Below are 12,076 nucleotides of genomic sequence, written 5' to 3'. Positions count from 1 at the left end.
AACGATCCAGTCGATTATGGAATCGGCAAAGATTTTTCAGGTCGGCGGAGATTCTGAGCATCCCCCGATCGGTCCCCTCTACCCCTGGGAGAGGGCCAGGGTGAGGGCAGCCACCTCAAGCCAGACATCGCAACCAGACAGCCCCCCAATTCCCCCTTGTCGAGCCACAACAATGACAACGACCCGCAACGACTGGGAACAACGCTTCCAGTCCCTGACCATCGAAGCCCGCGCGTTCATCAACGGTGAATACCGCCCGGCCATCAGTGGCGATACCTTCGAATGCCTGAGCCCCGTCGATGGCCGTTTCCTCGCCTCCGTGGCCAGCACCGATGAAGCCGACGCCAACCTCGCCGTTGACGTCGCGCGTCAGTCTTTCGAATCCGGCATCTGGGCGAAAAAAGCCCCGGCCGAGCGCAAGCGCATCCTGATTCGCTTCGCCGATCTGATCCTGCAGAACCAGGAAGAACTGGCGCTGCTGGAAACCCTCGACATGGGTAAACCGATCAGCGATTCGATGAGCATCGACATCCCGGCGACCGCCAATGCGATTCGCTGGAGCGCCGAAGCCATCGACAAGATCTACGACGAAGTCGCCGCGACGCCGCACGACCAACTAGGCCTCGTCACTCGCGAGCCGTCCGGTGTAGTTGCGGCCATCGTGCCGTGGAATTTCCCGCTGATCATGGCCAGCTGGAAATTCGCTCCAGCACTGGCGGCAGGCAATTCGTTCATTCTGAAACCTTCGGAAAAATCGCCGCTGACCGCAATCCGCATCGCTCAACTTGCGCTCGATGCTGGCATTCCGAAAGGCGTGTTCAACGTTCTGCCAGGCTTCGGCCACACCGTCGGCAAGGCGCTGGCGTTGCACATGGACGTTGACGTGCTGGCCTTCACCGGCTCCACAGCGATTGCCAAGCAACTGATGATTTATGCCGGCCAAAGCAACATGAAACGCGTCTGGCTCGAAGCCGGGGGCAAGAGCCCGAACGTGGTGTTTGCCGACGCTCCGGATTTGCGCGCGGCAGCACAAGCGGCGGCCGGCGCCATTGCTTTTAACCAGGGCGAAGTCTGCACTGCCGGTTCGCGCTTGCTGGTCGAGCGCTCGATTCGCGAGCAATTCATTCCGCTGTTGGTGGAAGCGCTGCAAGCGTGGAAACCCGGTCATTCACTCGATCCGGCTACCACCGTCGGTGCCGTGGTCGATCAGCGTCAACTCGACAACGTGCTGCGCTACATCAGCATCGGTCGCGAGCAGGGCGCCGAACTGATCGCCGGCGGCCAACGCACCCTCGAAGAAACCGGCGGCCTCTATGTGCAACCGGCGCTGTTCGACGGCGTGACCAACGCGATGACCATCGCTCAGGAAGAAATCTTTGGCCCGGTGCTGTCGCTGATCACCTTCGACACTGCGGAAGAAGCGCTGCAGATCGCCAACGACAGCATCTTCGGCCTCGCCGCCGGCGTCTGGACCAGCAACCTCAGCAAGGCGCACACCTTCGCCCGTGGCCTGCGTGCCGGCAGCGTCTGGGTCAACCAGTACGACGGCGGCGACATGACCGCACCGTTCGGTGGTTTCAAACAATCGGGCAACGGCCGCGATAAATCGCTGCACGCGTTCGACAAGTACACCGAGCTGAAAGCGACCTGGATCAAGCTCTGATTTTCGACAGCGGTGGTCGCTCTTGATGAGCGACCTTCGGAGAACAATAAAATGAAGCAACAACACGTAAACAGCTACTACGCCGCCACCCGCAACGAAGTCATCGACTTTCCGGTTCTGGAAGAGTCAGTCGAGTGCGACGTCTGCATCATCGGCGCCGGCTACACCGGTCTGTCCTCGGCGCTGTTCCTCACCGAAGCCGGCTACAAAGTGACGGTGCTGGAAGCGGCGAAAGTCGGCTACGGCGCCAGCGGGCGCAACGGCGGTCAACTGGTCAACTCCTACAGCCGTGACGTCGATGTGATCGAAGAGCGCTACGGCGACAAGACCGCAGAAATTCTCGGCAGCATGATCTTCGAAGGCGCCGACATCATTCGTTCGCGCATCAAGGAATACGACATCAAATGCGACTACCGCCCGGGCGGCATCTTCGCAGCGATGAACAAAAAACAACTCAACGGTCTGGCTGAGCAAAAGCGCAGCTGGGAGCGTTACGGCAACCGCAATCTGAAGATGCTCGACGCGGCTGACATTCGTCGCGAAGTCGGCTCCGATGCTTACGTCGGTGGCCTGCTGGACATGCAGGGCGGCCACGTTCACCCACTGAACCTGGCGCTCGGTGAAGCGGCTGCGATCACCCGTTTGGGCGGCAAGATCTACGAGCAATCGGCGGCCGTGGAAATTAAATACGGCGAGCCGAACGTTGTGCGCACCGCCAAAGGCCAGGTCCGCGCCAAGTACCTGTTGATCGCCGGCAACGCTTATCTGCCACAAGGTCTCGACAACCGCGTGACCGCGAAAAGCATGCCGTGCGGTTCGCAGATCGTCGTCACCGAACCGTTGACCGAAAAACAGGCGCGCAGCCTGATCACCAACAACTACTGCGTCGAAGACTGCAATTACCTGCTGGATTACTACCGCCTGACGGCCGACAACCGTCTGCTCTACGGCGGCGGCGTGGTCTACGGCGCGCGTGAACCGGACGACATCGAACAACTGATCCGCCCGAAGATCCTCAAGACCTTCCCGCAGCTCAAAGACGTCAAGATCGACTACCGCTGGACCGGCAACTTCCTGCTGACCATGTCACGCATGCCGCAATTCGGCCGCATCGAAAAGAACGCCTACTACATGCAAGGCTACAGCGGCCACGGCGTCACCTGCTCGCACCTCGCCGGCAAACTGATCTCGGAAATGATCCGCGGCGACGCCGAACGCTTCGACGCCTTCGCATCGCTGCCGCACATGCCAATGCTCGGTGGTCGCACCTTCTCCGCGCCACTGACCGCCCTCGGCGCGGTCTACTACTCACTGCGCGACCGCTTTGGCATCTAAGTTACCTCCCCGGCGGCGGCCCAAGACCCCGCCGGTTTTTTTACCTGACACACCAAAGATCAAAATGTAGGAGTGAGCCTGCTCGCGATGAGGCCAGTCCAGCCACCATCCCTCCCACAGAAACACCAAAAAACCTGTGGGAGCGAGCTTGCTCGCGAAGGCGGCCATCCAGTCAAAAATAATGTTGAATGTGCCACCGAATCGCGAGCAGGCTCACTCCTACAGGTCCGTATTACCAAGGCAAGAAGGACTTTTGCCGCACCGTCCATCGAACCTGCTGAGCAACACCGGCAAACGTGATTTAATAGCCGCCTTTCACGGTTCCGGGACAAGGGAGCAACGTGATCCGCGCCCCTCGCGCGGCACCCGCCACCCACCCCCATTACCCTTAAGTACTACTCACATAAGGCTGTCATGGATACGGGTTCTCGACTCAAACTAGTACGCGAAAGCTACAAACTCTCCCAGCGCGAGCTGGCCCGGCGTAGCGGCGTGACCAATGCCACCATCTCCCTGATCGAACAGAATCGCGTCAGCCCCTCCGTCAGCTCACTGAAAAAGCTGCTCGAAGGCATACCGATGTCCCTGGCCGACTTCTTCACCTTCGACCAACCCCCGCGCGAACACCAATACGTCTTCCGCGCCAACGAACAACCTGATCTTGGTCGCCATGGCCTGCGCCTGCTGTTGATCGGCGCCTCGGTGCCAAGTCGCCAGATGCGTTTACTGCGTGAGCAATACGCACCGGGCGCGAGTTCCGGGGAAGAGCCGATTGTGCATGCTGAGGGTGAGGAGTGCGGGCTGGTGACGCGGGGCACGGTGGAGTTGACCGTGGATGGGTCGGTGAGTGTGTTGAATGCGGGGGATGGGTATTACTTTCCTACGACGCTGCCGCATAAATTTCGGAATATCGGGGCGGATGAGGCTGAGATTATTAGTGCGAATACGCCGGCGAATTTTTAATCATAAGTGGCTAGGCCAACCCTTTGAACTATCTTGATTCGTTCGAATACTTCACTTTAGGAGGATTGATAAGATAAGTGACTCTTCGGTAATCTTGTACATAGGAGTCACTTATCTCAGAAGCTTTTACATTAGAATTTTTTTCCTATCGCGATCAAAAAAATCAGCAACAACTCCTAAGTATGATTGAGCATGGGCTGGCAGTGACGAGGGTAGGGGCACATCTGCTTGGTAGCCGTATCCTTCGAATAGTTTGGCGGAATCGAATAAAGATGCAAAAACCTGTGACTTAGAGAAGAACTCTGCAAGAACATCGGCTTTGACATCGGATGCTTGATCGGCAAGTTCTCGCTCAAGAGTTTGTGATAAGCCCGGTTGGGTGACAACACTTCCTACCAAAGCGGATGCCATTTTTCCAACTTTTAGTGTGAATGATTTTCCTGCGGATCCATATCTAAAGCCATTGTCTAGTAATTGTTTTCTTTGGTCGTGCTCAGCGGCAACATGTTCGCGCAAAATAAAATCTATACATATCAGTAAATGAGAAACTGATATGTATATCATTCGCCAAGTGGGCGCAGAGTCAGAGTGGTTGTTGATTTCGCTCATGTAGTAATCGATGTCGTTTAGCCAAGCATTGGCACCATCGAAGTTTAATGAGTCGAGTATTCTTGATTTGCTTGATTCATATCTGCCGCGCCAGTCGCCTCCAAGCTTTCCTAGAGAGTGTTTTTCAATTTCAGATACGAGATCTTCTTCGTTAATTCGTGCTAAGTGGCTTCTTTCACTTTTATTTAATCGGGTGAGAAATCTTCCATCTAATACTTTGACTTTATGTTCGAGTCCGAATTCTCGTACATCAGGGCGTAAGTCAGTAGTTGCAACCATGCATCCGTCTAAACCTAATACTTGCTGTAGACCTTTTGCCCAAAATATACGCTCTATAGCTTGAGGCGTTTTTTTGTTTTTTATATCAACATTAAGCCGCTCGCGACCAAAGGCAGAGCTTTTGCCGTAAATAAATAGATCGATATCCGTAATGTCAAATTGATTGTATTTGAATTTGCATCCTCTGACGACAAAGTAACCAATACTCAAGAAGTAATTTCGTACGGTTTCTTCTGCGGCAGAGCCTTTCAGGAGTTGCTGGCTCATCGATTAAGTCCACCTGTCCTGATTTCGTTTAGTAAGTTGCGCGTCTTGAGTTTGACAGCATCTGTCGAGTTTTTTCTGCATACGTCGCGTGTTGTCTCAGGCGCGGTATACGAAGTTACTTTTGCTCCTGGCAGATTATCAACCGCTTCGCCAGTAATATTTCCGCTTTGAATGACTGAGAGTGCTAGGCGCCCGACTTCTGGTTTCAAAAGTTTCATGTTAAACATGCCACCTGTGGCTGGAATTACCTTGACAACGCCTTTATATTCCAAGGCTTGGTAATCATTGCCGATCGCAGTTGCGGGGCCCACTGTTCCACCGTCAATTAATTTTTGCATCAATAATGATATTGCGGTTATTTTTCCGCGATAGTAAGTGCTTACAGTCATTCCGTATGTAAGTGAAGCAACCAAGGCCTTAGCTAAATCAAGTGCATCATCGGCAATTGTACTAGTGAATTTTGAGAACGCAGCTGGTCGAGTTACAAAAGAACTTTTCCCACTTTCATTTCCAACGACGTTTACATCAAACATACCTATCGAATGTAGTTGGGAGAAAAGCTTTTCTCCTAGAATTTTTGTGATTGAGGCTAATGGAAGGCAGCCTGATGCATTCAATCTTGCATTCACTTCATTTAGGTTCTGTGTTTCGCTTGCGTTGAGTGTGCTTAATACAGCACTGATTTTTCGTGCGTCCTCTCTGCGAAACAAGTTCCCATTGAAAATTAGTTTTTCCGTAGCGGAAATAGCTTCCGTATCAAAAAAGCCTATGTTGCTGCCAAGTTGCAGGGTCGACTCTGCATCTGCTTTAGCTATTTTAAAAGTGTCAGAGATGAAGTCTACCGCTAGTGTGCTAGTGATTGGTAAGTCAGACGTAGTTTCAGAAAGGCTGATGACTGCGTCTTCGTAACTTTCTCTGTCGCTCTCTTCGAATATTGTAGCTGTGTGACTTAAGACTTCTTTTCCTGTAAGTCCCAGAACTTCAATGGCGCCTGTACCTGCCAAAATTAATTTTTGTCTTTCGAACTCTGCGATGATTGCCGGGACTTCCGTCTTTGGACTGATGTAATTAGCCCTTGCAAGTGCATCAAGACGCTTATGCGTTATCTTCTCCTGGTTTTCTGCAGATATTGCAGATAAGAATTTACCGCATTTTCCCGCAAACCCTATTGCATCAAAATCTTGATTCGTGGTTGCTTGAAGTTTTTGGCCATGCTGAATAATCCATGCACCTTTAATATTTTTTTCCATTCCCTATCCGCATCCTGTCGTCTGTCAGCGCTTCCTCACCTTTATCTGGTGAGGTTGAATCCCTTATGAACCAGGGGGGCACTTTTGATGATTGCAGATTGCCATCTCCTTATCAATATAGACTTAATGAGGTTCTTCGCTGAAATGGGCTATTGGTGCTGCTAATTTTAGGCCGAGTTAGAGTCTGGAAAACGCATTTCAGATCAACTGCTGGAAGCATCATATTCTCGACCATTTTTTGCGGCTACATCTCTTTCGCATCAAACCCCCGCTGCTCAATCACCCGGAACACATCACTCACGTCCTGCACCATGATTCTGGCGATGTTGGTCACGGTGTTGATGTCATGCTCGGCATGATCGGGGAGGCGGGTACAGGCGATGAGGTCGAGGTATTTGAGGACGGCGTTGAGGCGTTCGGCGGCGCAGGCGTGGAGGTCGCGTAGCGGGGCGTTAGCGTCGATAAGGAGAACGGGGTGGTCGGTGGCGGGGTGGGACATGTGGGCGTAGTGGTGGAGCGGTGTTTTGATCGTCATAGGTTGCACTCTTCAATGGGTCAGGAAGTGCCACCTTTCTGCTGCGAAACAAATCGGTGGCAGCTGTATGCGGGTTCGCAGACCGGAGAAGAGTCAAACCGGCAGACCCGAAGGTCTCCCACACACAGCCGCCATAAAATGAAGCGGTGGCGGATTTTGCCACAGTTGTCATTTGGCGGTGTGTGTCACTTCTGAGGGCTGCGAAACCCATCGCTGACTGCGGTCGGCGACAACCTCACTCTAGGCAGCAATTTCAGCCGCCACAACCGACCTGTAGGACGTGAAACCCGTACCCGTAGCGAGGGCGCTTGCTCCCGCTCGGCGACACATCCGTCGTAATTCGGGGCGTGCGGTATCTCTGAGAGAAACGGACTATCCGGTTTTGGCGCAGCTTCGCAGCCCAGCGGGAGCAAGCTCTCTCGCCACATGGGGTGTTTTCCTACGAAGTTTTCAGACGTCGAAATTGCGCGAGCCTTTTGGGCGATAACCATTCGTCCGACACGCCGGACCTTCGCCGCACACCTCCTTCCAATGCTGTAACTCCCCACGCAAAGGAAGAGCCACCATGCTGAACCATAAAATCGCGGTGTTAACCCTCGCGGCGTTGCTATCCGGCAGTTCGCTGTACGCGATCGCGGCTGGCGAAACGCCGACTCCGACAGCGAACGACGGCAACAGCCAGACGCGTGAACCGGCGTCTCCAGCCACCAATGCCGACCCGGATGCCAATTCGCTGCCCAAGGGTGGTGATGGTGGCAAGACCGACAATGGGCCGGTGCCTTCTGCCTCCAAGCCCAGCCCTGCGGGTCAACCGTCCGGTAGCAGCAGTGGTGGTAATGGCGGTGGTTAATGGATATTGCGCACTAAGAAGCCCGGTTTTTTAAACCGGGCTTTTCTTTGTCTGTCGCAAGCATTGATATCAGTCGTTTACTTGGTTTTCCAATGCCCGCCACCATTCTCACAATCAATTCGCGCCTGCGCCAAATGCTCCACGTCGTAGTAATACGTGGTCACTTGCGCGTTATCGGGGATGTTCAACGCTTTGGCGTTTTTGTCTTTGCTGGTGGAGTGCGGGTTGGCCAGGGATTCCTGGGTTATGGTGGCGATACACGAAGCCTGGTAATGGTCGGCACAGTGTTCGACCTTGGTTTTTGTGCTGCTGAGCATGTCTTTACTTTCGTTGCTGCACGACCAGTCGATGGAGCTGACCGGCATGCCTTCGTATTCGTAGCAACTGTGGGTTTCCACCGCTGGCACCGAGGCGCTGGAGGATTGGGTCTGGACGTCGCAGCCTTCGGCCATGACGCAGGTGGGGATGATGGCGAAGGTGGCGAGCAGAAGCAGGAAGCGAATGTTCATCGGGATTTCCTCTTCAGGGGCGCCGGGTCTGATCGATGATTTTGGCGCTCTAAAGTTTCGAGGCGGCGTAGAGGAGGGAGGTTCCATCGGGTTTTTGATTTGCTCCCGTGGCGTACACTGCGAAACAATCGGAAACATTCAGCGCCCAAGGATTGGAACATTGCCCATGATCGAAATCGGCAGCCGCAATAACGCGCCCCCCGCACAGCATCCGTTCCACGACATCTATCTGTTTCACATTGACCCTGCAAAGCCAGACACGCCTTTCTGCTTCGAGCAGTCGATGTCCGGCGGGCACATGGAGCATGGCGGTGCGCGATGGTTGGCGCTGGATGAGCTGGACGCCTGGCCTGGCGAGTGGCGTGAGCATCTGCACAAGGCTGATTGCGCGTGGGTTGCCGAGTTGATCGATGCCCATCCTAAAGCCGATCAGGCCACATTGGTGTCGCTGATTCTTCAGCGCCATTCGGGGCCAGCCAAACCAGTCAGTCGCCTAAAGGCCATCGGCAACTGGCTCAAACGCAATATTCATGTTGGCGGCCGCTACGGCGTCTAACCCTCGGAGACTCTCATGACCCAGACCCTCGAACGCGCTATCGCCATCGCCGCCACGGCTCATGCCGGGCAGGTGGACAAGGGCGGTGCGCCGTACATTTTGCATCCGCTGAAAGTCATGTTGCGCATGAGCACGCTGGAAGAGCGCATCGTCGCCGTGCTGCATGACGTGGTTGAGGATTGTGGTATCAGCCTCGATGATTTGCGCAAGGAAGGCTTCAGCGAGGAAGTTTTGAGCGCTATCGAATCGGTGACTAAAGTGCCGGGCGAGTCCTACGAGGATTTCGTCGACCGCGCCGCGCAGAACCCTATCGGTCGGGTGGTGAAATTGGCAGATCTGGAAGAGAACAGCGACCTGTCGCGAATTGCCTCGCCAAGTTGGGAAGATCTCGAACGAATCGAAAAATACCGCCGCGCGATTGGCCGGTTGCGCGGGTAAAAACAACTAAATCCCCTGTAGGAGCTGCCGAAGGCTGCGATCTTTTGATCTTGCTTTTAAAAACAAAAGTCAAAAGATCGCAGCCTTCGGCAGCTTCTACACGGGTTGTGGTGTGTCAGGTAAATAGCCAGGAAGGCGACTATGAAATCCATTCTGTGTTTGTTGATTGCCGCCGGTTTCGGCGCACTGTTGCAGTTCGAAGGCGTGCCCCATGGCCTGCTGTTGGGTTCGATTGTCGTCACCGCATTGTTTGCCAGTAAAACCGGTATCGCGCCGGCAACACCTTACGGACTGGGCTACATCCAGGTCACGCTGGGCATCGCCACCGGATTGATGTTCGAAGCGTGGGACAGCGAGACGGCCTCGACGATGTTGCCGAGCCTCGGCGTGTTGCTGATTTGCCTGGCAGTGCAGATCGCATTGGCCGGATGGTGGCTGACGCGCGGCGCTGGCTGGAATCGCACTGATGCGCTGCTGGGGGTTTATCCCGGTGCGCTGGCGGCGGTGTTTGATTTGCTCGAGTCGGAAAAGGCGTCTAGCAAGGTCATCATCGTGCACTTGATGCGCTTGCTGCTCATCACGGTGTTGGTGAGTTTCTTGATTCCCGGCCAAGCAGCCATCGCGGTTGCCGATGGTGATCCACTGACCACAGGCATGGCGTTGACTGCGCTTTCGGTCATCGCGCTGAGCGTGCTGCTCGGGCGCTTGCTGCTGGTGATCGGTGTTCCGGCTCCGTTCATGCTCACGGCAATTATCATCACTGCGGTGTTTGTGAAGTCGGGATGGTTGCACGGGTTTCACATGCCGGACTGGAGCCTGAATCTGGCCGCGCTGATACTCGGCGTGCGGATCGGCTCAAGGTTTCAGGGGCTGGGCGTCGCGGAACTGGGACGTCATGGGCGCACAGCGTTGGTCTCGGTCGGTTTGATGATCGTGGTCGCGGCGGTATTTGCTGAAGTGGCGGCGCGCTGGTTGGGCAGTGATCCGCTGTCGCTGTGGTTGGCGTACATGCCGGGGGCGATTGAGACGATTGCGATTGTCGCGTTTGGTGGGGGGCTGAATGTGGTGTTTATCCTGACTCATCATTTGAGCCGGATGGTGTTGCTGCACTTTGCGCCGGCGTTGTTGGTGCAGGTGCGGCGGGTGCGCGAAGAGGTGTAATTCGCAATTTCCCCTTGCCGAAACTAATCATGATCTGGTCTTCCAGCCAGCAAAACTCTCATATTGTTAATGTTGCGCGGTCATTTTTCGCCGGTCAAACAGGTTGGGTAAACTATGCTTGGGCTTGCGCTTCATCAAGCGAGGAGGGATAAGCTCTTTGGCCTCATAGAAGTTTTCGGCAAGGAATCATCTACATCCTCTACGCGGGCGCCCGCATTTAATGGAGCAGAAAATCGCTGTTGCGTAGGACACTTCAGCTGATGTTCTGATCCCAAGTTTTGATGCGCTATGTCAGTGTGGATATTCTGTTGGAATTGGAATTTACCAAATTGGAAATCGTAATGAACGTCTAGGTCGCCCTAATGGCAGCCCTTTTATAATAACTATTTAAGCTTGTAAAGCTTGATGTATAAATCTTTAAAGTTTACGCCGTCCATCGTGGGCTCAACCTGTATTCCTAATTTCTCCGCAAGTGACTTTTGTGCATCGATTACAAGGTTTCTGCAGTGCTCTTGAACTTCTTTAGTGTTGTCGGCCGACGATAAATACTGATCGCCGTGCCCTCCGCTCAATATACTTTCAAGGTATTCATAAGCGCGCTCAAAAGACCTTTCGTTATTATTCCATGTTTGTTTGCAGTGCTCGTATATGTCATAAAAGGCGCGCAGTCTGTCATTATTCTCTGAATAAAATTCAACTCTCGTCTGGTCGTTATCCAACACTACACTGCAAAGATTTTTTTGTAGTGCTTCGATAGAACTGAGTTGATAAATAGTTGTGTTGAACAGTTCCTCTCTTCCTGAAAACTCAAGTAAATAACTCACGACGTGATTGATGCGAGATAAATCAGAGCTGATATGGAATAGGTTCAATCCGGCGTACTTGTATCCCCGATAACTGATATGACCTTGGAACACTCGTAGCTCACCCTCTCGCTCAATGCGCGACCAATTTATTCCCAATAGGTCATTCAGTCTTCGGAGAGCCCAACCAAATTCTGTCGCTTGATCAAGTCCTTTACATCTAACGAGATTTATCTCGGCGTCTAGCACCTCCTTATATTTTTCGAAAATTGCTTCGCAGAAACTTCCGCCGATGTAAGACATGTGAAAGGCACTGTTTTTCGGAAAGAATAAACGATATATCTGGCTGCGGTCGTTGAAAGAAAATGCGTCATCGAATTTGTCTTCAATGTCATCTAGAGTCTCCATGAATAAAGACCTGTGCTTAATATATTGCTCGAATTGCATCGCGATTATCTGCTTGGCAACTACCGCGTCGGCGTCCTTTTTCTGCCGTATCAAAAGAAGGAGGGTTGCTGTGGTTGCAGTCGCAGCGAGAAGTGTAAAGGAACCCGACATTACTGATCCAAATGCCGACCAGTCCTGAGGTTCGTTAGAAATACTACCGAGATGCTTGTAATAAATTGCCAATACTGCCACGGGAGCCAAAACTCCCAAAGCTAGCAGAGCAACTAATAATGCTAGTAACAGTTTGCCGACAGCGCTATCCGTAAAAAATTTCATCCTTCTTATTCCTCTGCCAAACGTCACGATAACAAGCTCGATCATCGCTACTGTTAAATGTTACATACATATAGCCGCGCTGGTTTGTTTCAACCGTTGATTGCTACGTCCCTTTTCTTGCAGAGCCTAAATCGC

At 53.2% G+C, this 12,076-nt stretch carries 12 protein-coding genes; 7 read left to right on the top strand and 5 right to left on the bottom strand.

Going from position 1 to position 12,076, the window contains the following annotated elements:
• The first annotated feature begins 172 nt into the window (after positions 1-172).
• The 3 genes from CKW38_RS19420 (at position 173) to CKW38_RS19410 (ending at position 3,961) form a co-directional block, all read left to right on the top strand.
• Positions 173-1,663: an aldehyde dehydrogenase gene (locus CKW38_RS19420; RefSeq protein WP_007918696.1), complete on the top strand. Its 1,491-nt coding sequence runs from the start codon at positions 173-175 to the stop codon at positions 1,661-1,663.
• 51 nt (positions 1,664-1,714) lie between these two features.
• On the top strand, positions 1,715-2,998 hold the full coding sequence (locus CKW38_RS19415) for an FAD-binding oxidoreductase (protein ID WP_095113594.1): 1,284 nt from the start codon (positions 1,715-1,717) through the stop codon (positions 2,996-2,998).
• A 414-nt stretch (positions 2,999-3,412) separates the two neighbouring features.
• A complete protein-coding gene (locus tag CKW38_RS19410) occupies positions 3,413-3,961 on the top strand; it encodes a cupin domain-containing protein (RefSeq protein ID WP_007950154.1) in 549 nt (182 codons plus the stop codon).
• 126 nt (positions 3,962-4,087) lie between these two features.
• On the opposite strand, the gene CKW38_RS19405 is transcribed toward CKW38_RS19410, so the two are convergent.
• From CKW38_RS19405 to CKW38_RS19395, 3 genes are all read right to left on the bottom strand, one after another.
• Positions 4,088-5,116, bottom strand: a complete 1,029-nt coding sequence (locus tag CKW38_RS19405) for a hypothetical protein (RefSeq protein WP_095113593.1) — start codon at positions 5,114-5,116, stop codon at positions 4,088-4,090.
• Complete coding sequence (locus CKW38_RS19400) at positions 5,113-6,366, bottom strand: hypothetical protein (RefSeq protein ID WP_095113592.1); 1,254 nt, start codon at positions 6,364-6,366, stop codon at positions 5,113-5,115. Before CKW38_RS19400 ends, CKW38_RS19405 begins: the two co-directional genes overlap by 4 nt.
• A gap of 244 nt (positions 6,367-6,610) precedes the next feature.
• Complete coding sequence (locus tag CKW38_RS19395; protein WP_095113591.1) at positions 6,611-6,901, bottom strand: fructose-bisphosphate aldolase; 291 nt, start codon at positions 6,899-6,901, stop codon at positions 6,611-6,613.
• A 565-nt stretch (positions 6,902-7,466) separates the two neighbouring features.
• Between CKW38_RS19395 and CKW38_RS19390 the strand changes: the two genes are divergently transcribed.
• Positions 7,467-7,751, top strand: coding sequence for a hypothetical protein (locus CKW38_RS19390; protein ID WP_095113590.1), 285 nt, complete (start codon positions 7,467-7,469; stop codon positions 7,749-7,751).
• Between the two features lie 77 nt (positions 7,752-7,828).
• Here the strand turns inward: CKW38_RS19390 and CKW38_RS19385 are convergent, their stop codons facing one another.
• Entirely contained in the window at positions 7,829-8,260 is a 432-nt protein-coding gene (locus tag CKW38_RS19385) for a hypothetical protein (protein WP_095113589.1), read from the bottom strand.
• Between the two features lie 166 nt (positions 8,261-8,426).
• Between CKW38_RS19385 and CKW38_RS19380 the strand changes: the two genes are divergently transcribed.
• The 3 genes from CKW38_RS19380 to CKW38_RS19370 all read left to right on the top strand — a co-directional run bounded on the left by CKW38_RS19380 (position 8,427) and on the right by CKW38_RS19370 (position 10,415).
• The gene (locus CKW38_RS19380; RefSeq protein WP_095113588.1) at positions 8,427-8,816 is read left to right on the top strand and encodes a hypothetical protein; all 390 of its coding nucleotides are present in this window, start codon (positions 8,427-8,429) and stop codon (positions 8,814-8,816) included.
• Between the two features lie 15 nt (positions 8,817-8,831).
• On the top strand, positions 8,832-9,254 hold the full coding sequence (locus tag CKW38_RS19375) for an HD domain-containing protein (protein ID WP_095113587.1): 423 nt from the start codon (positions 8,832-8,834) through the stop codon (positions 9,252-9,254).
• Positions 9,255-9,395: 141 nt separating this feature from the next.
• Positions 9,396-10,415 (top strand): AbrB family transcriptional regulator, encoded by a 1,020-nt coding sequence (locus tag CKW38_RS19370; protein WP_095113586.1) that lies wholly within the window; start codon positions 9,396-9,398, stop codon positions 10,413-10,415.
• 383 nt (positions 10,416-10,798) lie between these two features.
• On the opposite strand, the gene CKW38_RS19365 is transcribed toward CKW38_RS19370, so the two are convergent.
• Positions 10,799-11,941, bottom strand: coding sequence for a hypothetical protein (locus CKW38_RS19365; RefSeq protein WP_095113585.1), 1,143 nt, complete (start codon positions 11,939-11,941; stop codon positions 10,799-10,801).
• Positions 11,942-12,076 lie beyond the last annotated feature (135 nt).

Source organism: Pseudomonas sp. Irchel 3H7, assembly GCF_900187605.1.
Classification (GTDB): Bacteria; Pseudomonadota; Gammaproteobacteria; order Pseudomonadales; family Pseudomonadaceae; genus Aquipseudomonas.
Note: the sequence above shows the minus strand (reverse complement) of the source record. Positions and strands in the feature narration are given on the sequence as shown.

Excerpts from the sequence above, each read along its gene's own strand:
- CKW38_RS19370 (WP_095113586.1), top strand. The coding sequence starts at position 9,396 with ATGAAATCCATTCTGTGTTTGTTGATTGCCGCCGGTTTCGGCGCACTG.
- CKW38_RS19415 (WP_095113594.1), top strand. The coding sequence starts at position 1,715 with ATGAAGCAACAACACGTAAACAGCTACTACGCCGCCACCCGCAACGAA.
- CKW38_RS19400 (WP_095113592.1), bottom strand. The coding sequence starts at position 6,366 with ATGGAAAAAAATATTAAAGGTGCATGGATTATTCAGCATGGCCAAAAA.
- CKW38_RS19395 (WP_095113591.1), bottom strand. The coding sequence starts at position 6,901 with ATGACGATCAAAACACCGCTCCACCACTACGCCCACATGTCCCACCCC.
- CKW38_RS19375 (WP_095113587.1), top strand. The coding sequence starts at position 8,832 with ATGACCCAGACCCTCGAACGCGCTATCGCCATCGCCGCCACGGCTCAT.
- CKW38_RS19410 (WP_007950154.1), top strand. The coding sequence starts at position 3,413 with ATGGATACGGGTTCTCGACTCAAACTAGTACGCGAAAGCTACAAACTC.
- CKW38_RS19405 (WP_095113593.1), bottom strand. The coding sequence starts at position 5,116 with ATGAGCCAGCAACTCCTGAAAGGCTCTGCCGCAGAAGAAACCGTACGA.
- CKW38_RS19390 (WP_095113590.1), top strand. The coding sequence starts at position 7,467 with ATGCTGAACCATAAAATCGCGGTGTTAACCCTCGCGGCGTTGCTATCC.
- CKW38_RS19380 (WP_095113588.1), top strand. The coding sequence starts at position 8,427 with ATGATCGAAATCGGCAGCCGCAATAACGCGCCCCCCGCACAGCATCCG.
- CKW38_RS19385 (WP_095113589.1), bottom strand. The coding sequence starts at position 8,260 with ATGAACATTCGCTTCCTGCTTCTGCTCGCCACCTTCGCCATCATCCCC.
- CKW38_RS19420 (WP_007918696.1), top strand. The coding sequence starts at position 173 with ATGACAACGACCCGCAACGACTGGGAACAACGCTTCCAGTCCCTGACC.
- CKW38_RS19365 (WP_095113585.1), bottom strand. The coding sequence starts at position 11,941 with ATGAAATTTTTTACGGATAGCGCTGTCGGCAAACTGTTACTAGCATTA.